The sequence below is a fragment of the Desulfovibrio sp. TomC genome, assembly GCF_000801335.2.
Lineage (GTDB): Bacteria > Desulfobacterota > Desulfovibrionia > Desulfovibrionales > Desulfovibrionaceae > Solidesulfovibrio.
This window is the reverse complement of record NZ_JSEH01000018.1, coordinates 25,992-42,632: the sequence shown is the minus strand read 5'-3', so window position 1 is coordinate 42,632 and position 16,641 is coordinate 25,992. Positions and strand designations below refer to the sequence as shown.

General features: G+C 63.4%; 15 protein-coding genes. 10 read left to right on the top strand and 5 right to left on the bottom strand.

The window, feature by feature from the left end; genetic code table 11:
* Positions 1-135: 135 nt before the first annotated feature.
* The 3 genes from icd to NY78_RS16235 form a co-directional block, all read right to left on the bottom strand.
* Positions 136-1,287 (bottom strand): NADP-dependent isocitrate dehydrogenase, encoded by a 1,152-nt coding sequence (gene icd, locus NY78_RS16245; RefSeq protein WP_043638125.1) that lies wholly within the window; start codon positions 1,285-1,287, stop codon positions 136-138.
* 57 nt (positions 1,288-1,344) lie between these two features.
* Positions 1,345-1,755: a hypothetical protein gene (locus NY78_RS16240; RefSeq protein WP_043638123.1), complete on the bottom strand. Its 411-nt coding sequence runs from the start codon at positions 1,753-1,755 to the stop codon at positions 1,345-1,347.
* A gap of 133 nt (positions 1,756-1,888) precedes the next feature.
* The gene (locus tag NY78_RS16235) at positions 1,889-3,265 is read right to left on the bottom strand and encodes a M23 family metallopeptidase (RefSeq protein WP_043638122.1); all 1,377 of its coding nucleotides are present in this window, start codon (positions 3,263-3,265) and stop codon (positions 1,889-1,891) included.
* A 101-nt stretch (positions 3,266-3,366) separates the two neighbouring features.
* On the opposite strand from NY78_RS16235, the gene NY78_RS16230 reads away from it, so the two are divergent.
* Positions 3,367-3,918, top strand: coding sequence for a 3D domain-containing protein (locus tag NY78_RS16230; protein WP_043638121.1), 552 nt, complete (start codon positions 3,367-3,369; stop codon positions 3,916-3,918).
* A 14-nt stretch (positions 3,919-3,932) separates the two neighbouring features.
* On the opposite strand, the gene NY78_RS16225 is transcribed toward NY78_RS16230, so the two are convergent.
* Both NY78_RS16225 and NY78_RS16220 read right to left on the bottom strand, forming a co-directional pair.
* On the bottom strand, positions 3,933-5,372 hold the full coding sequence (locus NY78_RS16225; RefSeq protein ID WP_043638286.1) for a sugar transferase: 1,440 nt from the start codon (positions 5,370-5,372) through the stop codon (positions 3,933-3,935).
* Between the two features lie 162 nt (positions 5,373-5,534).
* Complete coding sequence (locus NY78_RS16220; protein WP_043638120.1) at positions 5,535-6,893, bottom strand: glycerate kinase type-2 family protein; 1,359 nt, start codon at positions 6,891-6,893, stop codon at positions 5,535-5,537.
* A 119-nt stretch (positions 6,894-7,012) separates the two neighbouring features.
* On the opposite strand from NY78_RS16220, the gene nudC reads away from it, so the two are divergent.
* The 9 genes from nudC to NY78_RS16175 all read left to right on the top strand — a co-directional run bounded on the left by nudC (position 7,013) and on the right by NY78_RS16175 (position 16,518).
* Entirely contained in the window at positions 7,013-7,978 is a 966-nt protein-coding gene (gene nudC, locus NY78_RS16215; protein ID WP_231584022.1) for an NAD(+) diphosphatase, read from the top strand.
* 95 nt (positions 7,979-8,073) lie between these two features.
* A complete protein-coding gene (locus NY78_RS16210; protein WP_043638117.1) occupies positions 8,074-8,529 on the top strand; it encodes an RrF2 family transcriptional regulator in 456 nt (151 codons plus the stop codon).
* A gap of 138 nt (positions 8,530-8,667) precedes the next feature.
* Positions 8,668-9,969, top strand: a complete 1,302-nt coding sequence (locus NY78_RS16205) for a cytochrome ubiquinol oxidase subunit I (protein WP_043638116.1) — start codon at positions 8,668-8,670, stop codon at positions 9,967-9,969.
* Between the two features lie 78 nt (positions 9,970-10,047).
* Positions 10,048-11,076, top strand: coding sequence for a cytochrome d ubiquinol oxidase subunit II (cydB, locus tag NY78_RS16200; protein ID WP_043638113.1), 1,029 nt, complete (start codon positions 10,048-10,050; stop codon positions 11,074-11,076).
* A 226-nt stretch (positions 11,077-11,302) separates the two neighbouring features.
* Positions 11,303-11,563, top strand: a complete 261-nt coding sequence (locus tag NY78_RS16195) for a hypothetical protein (protein WP_043638111.1) — start codon at positions 11,303-11,305, stop codon at positions 11,561-11,563.
* A gap of 27 nt (positions 11,564-11,590) precedes the next feature.
* Complete coding sequence (locus NY78_RS16190; RefSeq protein ID WP_043638110.1) at positions 11,591-13,822, top strand: heavy metal translocating P-type ATPase; 2,232 nt, start codon at positions 11,591-11,593, stop codon at positions 13,820-13,822.
* Positions 13,803-14,234, top strand: coding sequence for an HMA2 domain-containing protein (locus tag NY78_RS16185; RefSeq protein ID WP_043638107.1), 432 nt, complete (start codon positions 13,803-13,805; stop codon positions 14,232-14,234). Before NY78_RS16190 ends, NY78_RS16185 begins: the two co-directional genes overlap by 20 nt.
* Positions 14,235-14,262: 28 nt before the next feature.
* On the top strand, positions 14,263-14,952 hold the full coding sequence (locus tag NY78_RS16180) for an HD-GYP domain-containing protein (RefSeq protein WP_047960244.1): 690 nt from the start codon (positions 14,263-14,265) through the stop codon (positions 14,950-14,952).
* A 135-nt stretch (positions 14,953-15,087) separates the two neighbouring features.
* The gene (locus NY78_RS16175; RefSeq protein WP_043638105.1) at positions 15,088-16,518 is read left to right on the top strand and encodes an outer membrane homotrimeric porin; all 1,431 of its coding nucleotides are present in this window, start codon (positions 15,088-15,090) and stop codon (positions 16,516-16,518) included.
* Positions 16,519-16,641: the final 123 nt, after the last annotated feature.

Genomic DNA, 16,641 nt, shown 5'->3' with positions numbered 1-16,641 from the left:
TCGTCAGACGCGAGAAACCGGGCCTTGGTCCGGATACGCTCACTATCGCGGGTTTCCGTTTTTTTTCAAGGGGCAACGCCGCTCCACCATAAGGATGGAACGGCGTTGACGCCAGAACGACAACGAACGGTTCTTTTAGAGGTTGTTGCCCAACAGTTCGCCAAAGGCGGCGCAACCGACGGTAACGGCTCCCGGAATCTGATCGGCCAGATCCACGGTGACTTTTTTGTTGCTGATGGTCTTGTCCATGGCGTCGTGGATGAGCTTGGCAGCCTCGTGCCAGCCAAGGTGCTCAAGCAGCATTGCGCCGCTCAACACCAGGCTGCCGGGGTTGGCCTTGTCTTTGCCGGCAATGTTCGGGGCGGTGCCGTGGGTCGGCTCGAAAAAGGCCAGCTTTTCGCTCATGTTGACGCCGGGAGCCAGTCCCAGCCCGCCAACCTGGGCGGCCAGGGCGTCGGAGATGTAGTCGCCGTTGAGATTGGTGGTGGCGATAACCGAATAGTCCTGGGGCCGCATGAGCGCCACCTGGAACATATTGTCGGCAATACGGTCCTTGACCACGATGGGCTTGGTCCCGCCGGCAGCGGCGTCCTGTTCGGTCATGCAGGCATCGGCAAATTCCGTGGCCGCCACTTCATACCCGCAGGCCCGAAAAGCGCCTTCGGTGTACTTCATGATGTTGCCCTTGTGGACCAGGGTGACGCTTGGCAGCTTGTGGGCCACCGCGTGCTGGATGGCCTTGCGCACGAGCCGCTTGGAGCCGGCCGGAGTGATGGGCTTGATGCCGATGCCGGCCGTGATGTCCACCTTGGCCCCAAGCTCATCGCACAAAAAGGCGATCAGGCGCTTGGCCTCGGGCGTGCCGGAGGCATATTCGATGCCGGCGTAGACGTCTTCGGTGTTTTCCCGGAAAATGATCATGTCCACAAGGTCCGGACGCTTGACCGGGGACTCGATGCCCTTGAAATAGCGAATGGGCCGGATGCAGGCATAGAGGTCCAGGACCTGACGCAGGGTGACGTTTAAGCTGCGAAAGCCGCCCCCGACGGGGGTGCCCAGCGGACCCTTGAAGGCGAGTTCGGCCGTGCTCAGGGCGTCGACGGTGGCCTGGGGCAGATAATCCCCGGTTTCCTTGAAGGCTTTCTCGCCGGCGAGCAGTTCCTTCCACACAAGCTTGCGATCCGCGCCGTAGGCCTTGGCCACGGCCGCATCAAGAACCGGTCGTCCGGCCGCCCAGACATCCGGGCCGATGCCGTCGCCTTCAATCCAAAATACCGTCTTTTCCATGCGCCTCAACTCCTCTGGGAAATTTAGAACAATACGTCAGGTTAAAAAGGGAGCCGGTCATTTGTCAACCAGAGGCCTGGCCGGAGGGGCGAGAAAGGCTTCGGCGAACTCCCGGGCCACCCGCTTCTGGTGCGCCTCGGACATGGTCCAGTACTCGGCGTCGGCCCCGCACAGGATCAGCACCTGCGTGAGCGCCGCCTCCCGATCCTCCCGGCCAAGGCCGGCCCAATCCGGTCGGGCCATGCGCCGGGCCGCCTCGCTGCGGCAGGCTTCAATGTAGCGCCGGGGGGCGGGAAGCGCTGCCTTGGCCCGGACATCCGGTCCGCCCTCGGTCTTCGAAGCAGATCTGCCGCCAAGATGCAGTTGCTCAAACAGGGGGAACACGGGCTGCGGCACGATGCGCTGCAGGCCAAAAAGAAGCCCGGCAAATACAATAAAAATAAAAGGAACAAGTGGCTTGCGATCCATGGACGCCCCCGTCCGGAGCGCCCGGGAGGGTCCATATGCAGCAAAACAGCCTGCGACTCCCGGCACATCCCGGCAGCCGCGCCAGCCAGGGACAGCCCTGGCCGGGGCGCGGGTTTGGGAGACATCCCGCCCGTTACTGCTGCGGGGTCTCGGCGGCATAGCGCCGCATTTTCGTTGTCACATTGTCCTCGATCCAGTGGCCGTCCCACCATTCGATGGGAATGACCGGCTGGCCGGAGAGATACACGGCAAAGAGCACCTGATCGCCCGGGGTCAGTCCCGTTGTGCCGGTCGCCCCCACCGGATCACCCTTTTTGACGGCGTCGCCCACAGCCACGGCCACCGAGGACAGGCTGGCATACACCGTGGTCAGGCCCAGGCCATGGTCGATGACCACCGTGTTGCCGTAAACGCCGAGCGGTCCGGCAAAAACGACCTTGCCGGAATTGGCCGCCGGAACCTGGGCTCCGGGAACAGAGGCAAGACCAATGCCGTCGCTTACGTCCCGACCGATCTCCTGACCATTGGCGACATAGACCCGTTGCGCCCCAAACGAGCCGCGCACGATCGATCGGGGCAGATAGATAAACCCGCCCTCCCAGAGCGGCTCCGGCCCGGACTTGGCGGAAAGAGAGGCAATCACTGCGGCATTTTGCTGGCGCAGTTCGCTGTTTAATTTTTTAAAACGTTCAACGGGGTCGCGCACCTGGGGGAACAGACCGGCAAAGGCCGGCAGGCGGGCCGCCAGGAACTCGTCGGTGATGTCCACCCGCTCCTCACGAAATCGCCGCTTAATGGCCATATTGACGAAAAATCCGGTTTTTTCGTTGCCGGCAGCATCCTCGACAAAAAGCCTGGGCTTGTAGGCATCGGGGTCTATTTCGCTCGGGAAGGGAAAGAGGCAAACGTATTGGCCGCTTTTTTGCTTGTAGCCCGGATAGAACTTGTCGCCCACCACCACCCCGCTGCGGGCAACGTCCTTGTTCACCTCGTAAACGACCAGACCGGCCCCCCCTTGGCGCAGGTAATTGGCCGGCGTGAGGGCTTTGATGGTCGGGGGAACGGGATCAAGAAGCATCCGCTTGGAAATGCGGGCGGCGTTGCCGGCGCCGAGGTTGGCATGGGAGCCGTCGAAGGCGGCGGCCTGCATCTCGAAGGTCCCGCCGCGCAACTCCGAGGATTCCAGCGAGAAACGTTCGGAAACATGGTCGCGGGGTGGATCATAGACCTTGCGCAGGACATCCACCCGACGCTGGCCCTGGGCAACGGACACGGTGACCGAGCGGATGCCGGACTGGTCGTCGGAAGCGGCGAGCACAAAGGGACGCTTCACGGACGTGGCCTCGGCCTCGGGTGTTATCGTCACCCGCGGCTTTTCGGCGTCCTTGAGAAACAGATAGTAGCCGGCAAAACCGGCGACGGCCAACGGGGATGCGAGCAATCCCAGAGCGACAAACCAGAATATCGGACCGGTTGTGCCTCGTTTTTTAAACGGCTTTCTGATGCGCATAGCGAACGTATCCCCTGTCTGCCGGATACCGACAGTATAGGTGAGGCAAGCGCCCCGGGCAAGCCGCATCGTGCCGGCCCAAGACAACCACGGAGATTTCCATGACCAGCGAAACGCAGACCACATCCCAAGGAGCGCCTGCCGCTCCCCCGACCCCGGGCAGACGTCCTTCCCTGGCTTGGTCGGCGTCAACGGTGTCGCTGGTCGTGTGCGCCCTGTTCCTGGGCAGCGTCAACGACTGGCTGGCCAAGCGCACGGCCGCCCTGCGCCACGAAACCATCTGGTTGACCCAGAATGCGGCCATGCGCGAGTCCGAAGCCAGGCTCGCAGCCTCGCTTTTCAGCATCGACCCGGAAGAACGGCGACGGTTGCGGCTGACGGCCACAGCCTACTGTCCGGATTGTCTGCCCGACGAGGACGGTCCCCAACTCTCGGCCCTGGGCGGACCGGTGCGGGCCGGACACACCGTGGCCGTCTCCCGTGATCTGCGCCGGCTGCTTGGGCGCACGGTCTATATCGAAGGATTCGGGGTGCGGGTGGTCGAAGACCTCATGCATCCACGCTTTGCCGGCCGCATGGACCTGTGCCTGCCAGACAAACGGCAGGCCCTGGACTTTGGCGTCCAGAGCCTGGATATTGTGGTCCTCAACTGACGCCATACCGTCTTCTAATAAGCCCCGTGCATGCTTAGCACCACCGGGACGGTACGCAGCAATATCTTGATGTCCAGGGCCACCGACCACGTATCCACGTATTCAATATCCAGTTCCATCATGCGCTCAAAGGGCGTATTGTTGCGGCCGCTGATCTGCCACAGACAGGTAATGCCGGGTTTGACCCCGAAACGACGCCTGGGCCAGTCCTTTTCAATACGCTCAACATCCCGTAGCGGCAGCGGACGCGGCCCCACAAGGCTCATGTCGCCGCGCAGCACGTTGACGAGTTGGGGCAGCTCATCAATGCTTGTGCGCCGCAGCCACCGGCCAAGCGGGGTGATGCGGGGGTCGTTTTTAATCTTAAATGTCGCCCCATCCATCTCATTTTGGGCCTCAAGAGCCTCCTGCATGTCGGCTGCGTTCTGCACCATGGTCCGGAATTTGTAAAACTTGAAAATCCGCTTGCCAAGGCCCACCCGATCCTGGGCAAAAAGAGCCGGCCCGGGTGACGTGAGCCGGATAAGCCCCCACGTCGCGGCCAAAAGCGGCGACAAAACGACGAGCGCGGTCACAGAAACGGCCACGTCGAGAAAGCGTTTGATGATGCGCTCACGCTCATCAGCCAAGGTATTGGAGATGGTCACCGCCACCTCGCCGCCATGGCCACCGGGACGGCTGTGCGGATTTTTCAGTTCAAAAAGCCGCGTCACCACCGTCACCGACACCCCCTGCTCCTCGCAGACCGACACCAGGGCCGAGGCCCGGTGGCACAACTGCTCCAGGGGCAGGCAGATGACCACCTCGTCCACCACATGTCCGCGCAGATAGTCGGTAAGGCCGTCAAGACGGGCCGCCAGCTGCATGGCTTCGGGCATCGGGCCGGGAGCCGGGGACGCCTCCCAGTCATCAGCCACAAACCCCAGAAACCGGCGGCCGTGTTCGGGATGGGCCAGCATCTCCCGGGCGATCTCCTGGGCGCGCGTTCCGGTGCCCACCACCAGGGTGCGGCGACGCAGCAGGCCCTGGGCCTCACCGAGGAAGAGCAGACGGCGAGTCACGAGGCGCACGACCACGCCGCCGGCAGCGGCCAAAAACCAATAGGCAGCCAGAAAAGCAGGCGCGGCCAGGGGCGGACGCAACACAGCAGCGGCCACCAGCAACACAAGCAACACGCCAGTGACTGCCTTGATGGTCGCCTTGAGCGCTTCACGTCGATTATAGAGCGCCATTTCCGTATACAGACCAAACAACGGAAACACACAGGCCGTGCCAACGAGAACGACCAGCAACAGGGCCAGGCTGGCCGCATCAAAATGCAGATGGGCAGCGGATGCCGTTTCCGGAGTCAGCGTTGTGGAGAATGCCGCCGCAACAACCAGTGCGATAGCGGCCAACGCCAGGTCAAGGGCGCGAAGCCAAGTAATGGCTCCCTGTCTGGATGCAAATGGCAAGTCGTCCCCCAATGCGATTGCGGCCCCAGTCCGGTACAGGCGGACCATTCCTGCGCGCTCTCACCCGGCCGGCAGACCGACCGGAGAAACCGCATTCAAGCACTCTATCCCAACCGCATCGGGGAATGCAACCTCCGGGCCAGTTCATGCGTCACAGGCCGGCTACGGCACCAGCAGTACTTTGATGTCGCAGACATTGGTATTGGTGGGACCGGTTTTCAGGAGTTGTCCGACCGCTTCAAAATAATGGTAGGCGTCGTTGGCCGCCAGATAGGCCCGGGCGTCGAGCCCCAACGCACGCCCCCGGCGCAGGATCTCCAGGCTGGCAAAAGCGCCGGTGGCATCGGTCGGGCCATCGGACCCATCGGTTGACGCAGCCAGAAACACGGCTTCCTCGGCATTTTTGGCCTCGCCGATCAGCCCGGCCAGAAAGGCCAGGGCCATTTCCTGGTTGCGCCCGCCCTTGCCCGGACCGCGTAGGGTCACGGTAGTCTCCCCGCCGGCAATGACACAGGCCGGACGCGGCAGGGGCACGGCATATTCGGCGATATCCTTGGCCATGCCGAGAAAGAGATTGGCCATTTCCCGGGCTTCGCCGGTCAAGTGCGAGGTCAGCACCAGCGTGGCGTAGCCCAGGGCGGCGGCCTTGTCCCGGGCGGCCAAAAGGGCCTGGAAATTCGTGCCGATAAGTACCGTGCGGGTGGCGTCAAAGACCGGGTCGCCGGCCTTGGGGGTTTCCGGTGCCCGGCCGGCCGCCACGTCCATAAGAACGGCCAGGGCCTCGGGGGCCACGGCGTCGCGCACGCCGTAGCGGTCAAGCACGGCCAGGGCATCGGCGGCGTCCGTGGAATCGGGCACGGTCGGGCCGCTGGCAATCACGTCCAGATCATCGCCCACCACGTCGGAGAGCAGCAACCCCAGGCAGTCGGCCGGGGCGATGGCCGCCGCCAGCCGGCCGCCTTTGACCGCCGAGAGTTTTTTGCGCACGCAGTTGATTTCATTGATCGTGGCCCCGCAGGCGAGCAGCGCCCGGGTGGTGGCCTGCTTGTCAGCCAGGGTCAGCCGGCGACCGGCGACGGCCAGGGGCGCGGCCAGGATGGCCGACCCGCCGCCGGAGACCAGCACAATGACCAGATCGCCCTCCCGGGCGGCCTCGGCCATGGCCAGGACTTCCCGGGCGGCGAGCGCGCCGCGCTCGTCCGGCACGGGATGGGCCGACTCCAGGAGCCGGATGCGCGATAATGTCTCCAGATAGCCTTCCTTGACCGCCACCACGCCGGCCGTGATACGCTCGCCAAGAAGACGTTCCAGCCCCAAGGCCATACGGGCCGAGGCCTTGCCCATGCCCAGGACGAAAATACGGTTGTAGCGCGACAGGTCATAGGCGTGGCACTCGGTTTCCGTGGTCACGCGCAGGATGTCGCCGGTGAGCGAGAGCACCCGCTGCATCATGGCCAGGGGGTCGACCCGGGAAAGCCCGGCCCGGAAAATGGTTTCGGCATCGGCAAGGCTTTGAGCCATGATCGTCCTCCATAACCGGGCCTGCACCCCCGGTGGTCTGTTGCCAGGGAGTGCCAGCCGGGACAGGTCGCGTCAAGGCGACCCGTTTTTTGCTGGCAACGTGGCGTCGGGATAGCCAAATGCCGCCTGCCGGCGTAGCATGGGCGCAGCAATGCCTCCCCTTCGCCAACGCCGGCCAGCCGGCAAACGAGAGCGACGATACCGCCATGCGCCAGCCCGACCCCACCCATCTGCCGTTTTCACTCGCCGCCCTGGGCAACGACTTTGCCTCGGCCACTCCGGACCGCGACACCCCGGAGACGCCGGGCTGCTGGATCATCCTGCGGGAAAACGGACTCGTCCTTTGCCGCGACGGCTACGGTCTTCCTGACGGCGTGTTGCCTGTGGCCGGTCCGTTTGCCGTGCCCCCGGTGCTGGTCGGCTTCTGGCAGGGCCGACCCCTTCGAGCCGCCCGCCTGGAACCCGAAGCCACCCTGCCGGCCGGCCTCATCGCCGTGCGCGCCTCCTACCGCAACCAGACCCTCGACGACCGCCTCCTCACCCTGGCCGGACTGGCCCGGCAAGTGCTCCACTGGCGCGACCGCAGCCGCATCTGCCCGGCCTGCGGCGGGTCCCCTGGAGAAATCGCCGGCAGTTTCGGGGCGCGCTGTCCGTCATGTACCCGGGAATACTATCCGCGCATCCATCCGGCGGTGATTGTTCTCGTAAACCGGGGCGACGAATTTCTCCTGGTGCGCAAGGCCGACTGGCCGGCCGGCCAGTACGGGCTGGTCGCCGGCTATGTGGAATTCTGCGAAACCCTGGAAGAGTGCGTGGAGCGCGAAGTGCTGGAAGAAACCGGCCTTCGCGTGGCGGAGGTGCGCTATCTGGCCAGTCAGAGCTGGCCCTTCCCCAGCCAGCTCATGGCCGGGTTTGCCGCGACCTATGCCGGCGGCGAACTGACGCTGGACACCACCGAGCTGGAAGACGCCGGCTGGTTCTCAGCCAGACGCCCGCCGCCGGTCTTGCCGCCCCGGGCCAGCATCGCCCGCGACCTCATCAACCGCTTCGCTCCGGCCCTTGGCGGCGCACCCAAAGATTCCTGAAAAAGAGGCGGGCGCATACGGTTATCCGTTGACAGGCCCGGCCGGTCCCTATATAGGATCAATCGTGTCCGATTAATCTAAATTTGAGGGGCGACATGCGTTTAACCAGAGCCGGCGAATATGCCATCCGTTGTGTTCTGTATCTGGCCATGCACAGCGAGCGGACACTCATTGGGCGCAAGGAAATTGCCGAAGCCATGGATGTGCCGGCCCAGTTCCTCGGCAAGGTCGCCCAGCAACTGGCCCGGGCCGGGATCATCAGCATCCGCCAAGGCTCCCAGGGCGGCTACGAATTGGTCAGGCGTTCAGAAGACATCACGCTCTTGAGCGTCATCGAGGCTATTGACGGCGAAATCTTTCTGAATGACTGCATTAATCGTCCTGAAAGTTGCGACCGGCAGACTATCTGCTCGGTGCATCATGTCTGGGAAAACGCGCGGCGGCAGCTGCGAAGCACCCTGGGCGCAACGACTCTGGCCGAATTGGCGGCCATGGAGAAACGGACCTGCCAGGGGCGCTCGCCGGAGCCGTTGCCCGCGCGAAATGGTTAATGTTTTTTGTAATGGGGTTGGTGCATTTTCCTGAACCCGGTGCTAGAGTGGGGCGGACCGCAAGGATGCCGCAAGGCCCGGTGAAGGGGAAAATGCGATACAGGTGTACGGTCAACACGGAGGAAAAGGAGACAGATCATGGACACGCTCATGCTTTCACGACTGCAGTTCGCCTTTGCGACATTCATTCACTTTATCTTTGTCCCACTCACCCTGGGACTTTCCGTGCTCATTGCGATCATGGAAACAAAGTACGTCCGCACCGGGGACGAGACGTACAAACGAATGGCCAAATTCTGGGGCAAGCTGTTTCTCATCAACTTCGCCCTGGGCATCGTCACCGGCATCACCCTGGAATTTCAGTTCGGCACCAACTGGTCGCGCTATTCGGCCTTTGTCGGCGATATTTTCGGCTCATTGCTCGCCATTGAAGCAACCGCCGCCTTTTTCCTGGAATCCACGTTCCTGGGCGTCTGGATTTTCGGCTGGAACAAACTCTCGCCCAAAGTCCACCTCCTGGCCATCTGGCTGGTCGCCATCGCCGCCAATTTTTCGGCCCTGTGGATCATTCTGGCCAACGGCTTCATGCAGCACCCGGTCGGCTACGTGATCCAAAACGGCCGGGCTGAACTGGGCAGCTTCATCGATGTCATTACCAACGGCTACGGCTGGAACGCCTTCCTCCACACCGTGACCGGGGCCTGGGCTTTGGCCGGATTTTTCGTGGTAGGCGTCTCGGCTTGGCATTTGCTTCGCAAGCAGAACATCGACTTTTTCACCAAGTCGTTTCGCATCGGCGCCGGCTTTGCCCTGATCTTCTCCCTGCTCGTGGCTGTCGTCGGCCACCGCCAGGGCAATATCGTGGCCGAGGTGCAGCCGGCCAAGCTGGCGGCCATGGAATCCCACTGGGACACCCAGAAAAACGCGCCCATGTATCTCTTTGCCCTGCCCGATCCGGACAATGAAAAGAACAGCATCGAGATCGGCCGTATCCCGAGCATCCTGAGCCTCATGGCCTTCAATGACCCGTCGGCTTCGGTCAAGGGACTCAAAGATTTCCCCAAGGAAGACCGTCCGCCCGTCGCCCTGACCTTTTCCGCCTTCCGCGTCATGGTCGGCCTGGGCACGGCCATGATCGTTCTGGCCATCCTGGCCTTCATAGCCCGCCATCAGCCGGTCGAAAGCTCCCCCCGGCTGTTGAAGCTCCTGATCTGGGGCATCCCCCTGCCCTACCTCTGCCTGCAGGCCGGCTGGGCCGTGGCCGAAGTGGGTCGCCAGCCCTGGATCGTTTACGGCATCATGCGCACCAAGGACGCCGTCTCGCCCATTGCCACCTCCCAGGTGGCCATTAGTCTGGCGGCCTTCTTCGTGGTCTATATCCTGCTCGCCGCCCTGGACATCTTCCTTTTGGCCAAATACGCCCGCTCCCAGCCGCACTAGCCCCGGGCAGCCTTGATGTTCTGGCAACGCGCATGACTCAACCCGGCCCGGCCGGTTGCTAATCGAAGGAGAATGGCCATGGATCTCGGAACCATCTGGTTTATCCTGTGGGGCGTACTTTGGGCCGTCTATTTCATCCTGGACGGATTTGATCTCGGCATCGGCAGCATCATGCCCTTTTTCGCCAAAACCGATGAAGAAAAACGCATCATGTACAACGCCATGGGGCCGTTTTGGGACGGCAACGAGGTGTGGCTCATTACCGCCGGCGGCGTGACCTTTGCCGCCTTCCCCAAAACCTATGCCGTCATGTTCTCATCGCTGTACACGCCGCTTATGCTGCTGCTTTTCGCCCTGATCCTGCGCGGCGTGTCCTTTGAGTTCCGCTCCAAGGTGGACAGCCCTGGCTGGCGCAAACTGTGGGACACCTGCAACTTCCTGGGCAGCTTCCTGCCGGCCCTGCTCCTGGGCGTGGCCTTTGCCAACATCTTCAAGGGCATCCCCATCGATCAGGAAGGCATCCTGCACGGCAACCTGCTCACGCTGCTTAACCCCTACGGTCTGGCCGGCGGCGTCCTGTTCGTGCTGCTTTTCGCCCACCACGGCGCGCTGTGGCTGGCCTACAAGTCCGTTGGCGACGTCCACGCCCGGGCCGTGGCCCTGGCCGGCAAGCTCTGGCCCATCCTGGCCGGCGTCATCGTGCTGTTCCTGGTCATGAGCTTTGCCATGACCAAGCTCTTCACCAATTACCTGGTCAACCCCATCCTGTTCGTCATCCTGCTGGCGGCCGTGGCCGGCCTGCTGCTGACCTGCCATTACCGCCGGGCCGGACGCATCCTGGCTTCCTGGGGCGCTTCGGCCCTGCTGATCGGGACCACGGCCCTGTTTGGCGTGGTCGGCATCTTCCCGGCTCTGCTGCCCTCAAGCCTCAACCCGGCCTTCTCGCTGACCATCGAGAACTCCTCGTCCTCGCCCATGACCCTGGCCATCATGCTGGGCGTGGCCCTGGTGTTCGTGCCTGTGGTCATCGCCTACCAGATCTGGACACTTCGCACCTTCCGTCACCCGGTGACCAAGGAAGACCTCGAGTACGAAGAAGCCTACTAGGCCAAACGACTCCACGCAACGGCGCCGGCGGATTGTATCCGCCGGCGTCTTTTTTTTGTCTTTCTCCCGGACCCTGAGGAGGAGAGACTGCTTTATTGATGTTGACAACGATTTTCAAATTCAATAATGATCCCCCCTGTATTTGGGCCGTCACCCAAATGCCTCACTGAGCACGCGGTCTGAGAAACTGCCCGCACCGTCACTCGTTAGAAAAGGAGCTGAGCCAATGAATGATTCTCTCAAAAACGGACTGTTTCTGGTTGCCGGGGTGGCCCTTGGAGCCTTGGGCGCGGTGGCCCTGGGCAAGGGCAAATTTTCGGTCCGACCGGCCATGACCGATCTGTTGTCCCATGGCATGGACCTCAAGGAAAAAACGGCATCGGTTTTGGAACGGGCCAAGGAAAATATCGAAGACCTGATGGCTGAAGCCAAACATGCCAAGGATGCCCGCGAGAGCAAACCCGTCACTGAAGGCGAGTCGGCTTAACCCTGGCTTCGGCTGGAGTTATTACACATGACGCACTGCGCCATTGTTCACGATATTCCGGGGCGGATGCGCCTGCGCTTCGCCTCGCCCGAAACCTTTTCGGCCAAGGCTCCGGCCATGGCCGCTGCCGCCTCGGCCCTTTCCGGCGTGGCCGAGGTGATCGCCTCGGCCCCTACCTGCGGCCTTTTGGTCCTGTACGACGGAGCGCGGGTGCGCCTCGCCCTCCAGGCCATGGCCCAAAACGGCTGTTCGGCCAAGGCCCCCTTGGCCGGTCCCCGATCCCGCACCCCCACCCTGGCGGCCCAGGCCGCCAGAACCATCAAGAAAACAACCAGAACCGCGCCGGGTACGGTCAACCGCCATGCCCAGGCGGCCGGAAACAAGCTTGCGGCCCCGGCCGAAGCCCCGGTCACCACCCCGATGCAGTCCATGGCCCGTGAAGCCGGCATGTTCCTGGCGCGCGCGATCCTGCCGCCGGCTTTTCGCCCACTCTTCCTGCTCAAGCGGGTGCTGCCGTTTATCAAGCGAGGGGCGGCCGCTCTGCTGCGCGGCAAACTCAATGTCGAGGTTCTCGACGCCCTGGCCATCGGCGTGTCTGTCGCCCGTCGGGACTACCGGGCCGCTACCGGCATCGCGCTGCTGCTCGGGCTTGGCGAAGTGCTGGAAAGCTCCACCCGCAAACGCTCCCGCGACAGTCTGGCCGAGACGCTGGCCGCCACCTTTGACGCCGTCTGGGTGCGGCGTGAGGCCGGTCCGGTGCACATCCCGGCCTCCGAGGTCGTGCCCGGCGATCTGGCCATCGTCACCAGAGGCAACGCCATACCGGTCGACGGCGTGGTGGCCGAGGGCGAGGGGCTGGTCAACCAGGCCTCCATGACCGGCGAACCGTTGCCCGCCCACAAACGGGCGGGGCACACGGTCTTTGCCGGCACGGTGGTCGAGGAAGGCGGGATCGTTGTCCGGGTGGAGAAATCCGGCGGCGAGACGCGCATCCAGAAGATGGTGGGGGTCATTGAGGAGTCGGAAAACTTCAAGGCCAAGGCCCAGGATCTGGCCGAACGCTTTGCCGATGCCGTCGTGCCCTGGACCCTGCTTGGCGCGCTGGCGGTCTTTGCCCTCACCCGAAACCCGCGCCTGGCCTCGGCCGTGCTGCTTGTCGACTTCTCCTGCGCCATCAAGCTCTCGGCTCCGTTGGCTGTTCTGGCCGCCATGCGGGAGGCTGCCTCCGGCGGCATCCTGGTCAAAGGCGGCAAGTTCCTGGAAGGCGTGTCCTCGGCCGACGCCTTCGTTTTCGACAAGACCGGCACGCTCACCCAGGCCCGGCCCAAGGTGGCGGCCGTTGAACCCTTAAACGGCTCCACCCGGTACGACGTCCTCAAATTGGCCGCCTGCCTGGAAGAGCACTTCCCCCATCCCGTAGCCCGGGCCGTGGTCCGTCAGGCCGAACAGGAAGGAGTCGAGCACCAGGAGTTCCATGCCGACGTGGACTACATCCTGGCCCACGGCCTGTCGTCCATGGTCGGGACCGACCGGGTGCGCCTGGGCAGCCGACACTTCATCGGCGAGGACGAAGGCATCGACATCACCGAGGCCGACACCACCATCGAAGCCCGTGGCCTGGCCGGCCTGTCCACCCTGTATCTGGCCATTGGCGACACGGTGGCCGGCGTACTGGCCATCGAGGATCCGCTCGTTCCCCAGGCACCGCAGGTCCTTCGCGAACTGACCGCCCGGGGCGTGACGCGGCTGGTCATGCTTACCGGCGACGCCGCCGCTCCGGCCGCCCTCGCCGCCCGGGAACTCGGCATCACCGACTACCATGCCCAGGTTCTGCCCCAAGACAAGACCCGTATTGTGCGCGAACTGCGCGAGGCCGGGCATGTCGTGGCCATGGTCGGCGACGGCATCAACGACTCGCCGGCCCTGTCCGCAGCCAACGTCGGCATTGCCCCGCGCCATGGCGCGGACATTGCCCAGGCCGCCGCCGATATCCTGCTGGCCGAAGGGAGCCTTACAAGCGTGGTCGCCCTGCGCGACATCGCAAGCGGCCTTATGGGCCGGCTGCGCTCCAATTTTCGCGCCATCTGCCTGATCAATTCCGTCATCCTGGGCTTGGGCCTTCTGGGCCGCATCACCCCGGGCGTCTCGGCCCTGGCCCATAACCTGGCCACCATGGGCATTGCCCTGGCCAGCCTGCGTCCCTATCTCCCCAAACAACTGCCCTGCGGAGGCGTCGCCCATGATAGCCAGCTGCCTTGAAGGCCGTATCCGGTTCCGGCACCCGGCCCTGTCCGACCCTGACCTGCTTGCGATTGTGACCAGCCAGTTGGCCCAGATGTCCGGCATCACCGCCATCGAAGCCAATCCCCGGACCGGCAGTGTCCTGGTGACCCACGACGAGTCCGTGGCCACCGACGATCTGGCGGCCATGGCCGAAGCCCTGGCCGCCACCCATGCCCAGACCCTGGCTGCCGGCCAACCGGCCCAAAAGACGATGACCAACGCGCAGCTCAAACGCCGTACCCAGAAAATCGGCCTGGCCGGCTGCATGGCCGCCACCGTGGCCACCGGACTGGCCGACGCCAAGACCGCCCATCTGGCCTTCGGTCTCGCTCTGGCCGGGTTTGCCGCCTGGCATCTGTACCTGCACCGTCGCCGTTTTTTGGCTTGATGCCCAACCAGTTGTTGCCCATATGACCATGCCGCCAAGCCTGCTTCTTGCCGTACCCGGGGTCTTTGAGGTCCTGACCGCACCTGCCGGTCCGGACCAGGACGCGCTGATGGCCCTGGTCCACGAATTGGCCGCCTCTCTCGGAAAAGCCATTGACGCCAAGGACCCGCATACCCTGGCCCATTCCGAGGAGGTGGCCGAGGTGGCCAACTACCTGGCCACGGTCATGGGCCTGCCCCGGGAGGCGACCGCCTGCATCCATGTGGCCGGCCACCTGCATGACATCGGCAAAATCGGCGTACCCGACGCCGTGCTTGGCAAACCCGGCCGCCTGAACCCGAATGAATGGGAGAAAATGAAGGCCCATCCGGTCATCGGCGCGGAGATCCTCCTGCCGCTGACCTGCTTTGCCCAGACCGGCATCGTTGCAATGGTAAAGGCCCACCACGAGCGCTTCGACGGCGGCGGCTATCCCCAAGGGCTTTGCGGCCAAGCCATTCCGCTTGGGGCGCGCATTATCTGTGTGGCCGACAGCCTGTCCGCCATGCTGCAAACCAGGCCTTACCGTCCAGCCATGGGTTTTGACGAGGCCCTCCGGGAAATCGTACGCTGCTCGGGCAGCCAGTTCGATCCGGAAGTGGTAGCGGCGTTCACTGCCGTGGCCGGGGATGTGCGGCGGTTGTTCGGCTCCTGCCGGGACGGCATCAGGATGCCGTGAGAATGCTGCCTGGATCGAACGCCCCGTCCACAGCCATTGAATTTCGTCCCAAAATCAAGAGGAGACAAAAACGGGCAAGCACTCTTGAACTGAGTCCCTATGAACTACGCGGAAGATGAGGAAGGAGTGTCGCAGATGCGAAGAACGATTGTGTTGCTGCTGGTCCTGGCCGTCTATGTCCTGGCAGCAACCCCGGGGCACGCGGCCACAGAAGTGAAAATGGCCGGAGACGCCCGGGTGTACGGCGTCTTTTTCGCCAACCGCAATTTTACCGGCTGGGATGAAACCGGAACCCAGACTGAAGACCGGACCACGATCTGGCAACGACTGCGGCTGCGCACCGATTTCGTGGCCAATGAAAACCTCAAGTTTCGCTTCGGGATGCGTATTGATGACGAGACCTGGGGTTCCGGCTATCTCACTGCGGCCAACCCGCAAGCGGCCATCGAACCCTACCTGGCCTATCTTCAATTCAAATGGCCCGGCGCCAACATTGAAGTGACTGCCGGCTACCAACCCTTTTCCGTGCCGCATACCGGGGTCTTTTACGACAGCATCGTCCTGGCCGCCGATGACGGCGACCAATCCAGCGCCGCCTTGTTCGTGAAGCTCCCGATCATCGAGGATACCCTGGCCATCGAGGCCGCTTATGGTCGGCTCCTTGACGCCAACCGCACCTGCCAACCGACCACCACCCAGGTCGGTGATGCCTTCGACGTCTACCGTCTGGCCCTGCCCATCACGGTCGAAGGGTTTGACGTCGCCCCCTGGGCCTTGGTCGGCGTATACGGCAAGGACGCCGATCCTGAAGGGTATTTCGCCGGCGGTCTGCGCGCGGCCGGCAGCTATCTTGATCCCACCGGGTATAACGACAACCAGAATCCCATGTGGTGGACCGGCCTGGCCCTGTCCGTCACGGCCCTGGACCCGGTGAACCTGTATTTCGACGGCATCTACGGCAACGCCGCCGGTTCCGACCGCTCCCGCAACCGGCGCGAAGGCTACTTCTTTGACGCCGGCCTGACCTATACCGGTCTTGACTGGGCCACCCCGGGCCTTTTCGGCTGGTTTGCCAGCGGCGAGGATGCAAGCCTGTCCAACGGCAGCGAGCGCCTGCCGGTCATCACCCCCAAATGGGGACCCGGCACCTCGTTCCTGTTTGATTGCGACCAGGAATTCGGAAATAATTCCATAGGGATCGACCCGACAGGCACCTGGGGCGCTACGATCGCCATCCGGGATATCTCTTTTTTTGAAGCTCTCAAAAGCCGGCTGACCCTGGCCGCCATTGCCGGCCGCAACAGCCCGGCCGGCCTGCGAAAAGCCGTGGCCGCAACCGGCGGCCCAGGCGAGTACGTCGCCATGGGCCGCAACCTGGCCCAGGGCGAATGGGTCCTTGGCGTCAACTTCGATCACCGCTATGCCGTCACCGAAGCTCTGTCCCTGACGCTCCAGACCGGTTTTGCCTCGCCCCAAGGGCTTAAAACCAGTATCTGGGGCCACCGCATGACCAATCAGGCCAACGACGCCTGGATGACCTCGGTCGGCTTCCTGTACACTTTCTAACGAAGTCTTCCTCAACGCACCAGTCTGGCTATCTGGACGCTTCGCCGCCGTCGTGCTACGAAGCGTCCAGTGATGAAAAGCGTGCCGGCCATTTGACCGGTGGATGCAACGGACCGATTGTCC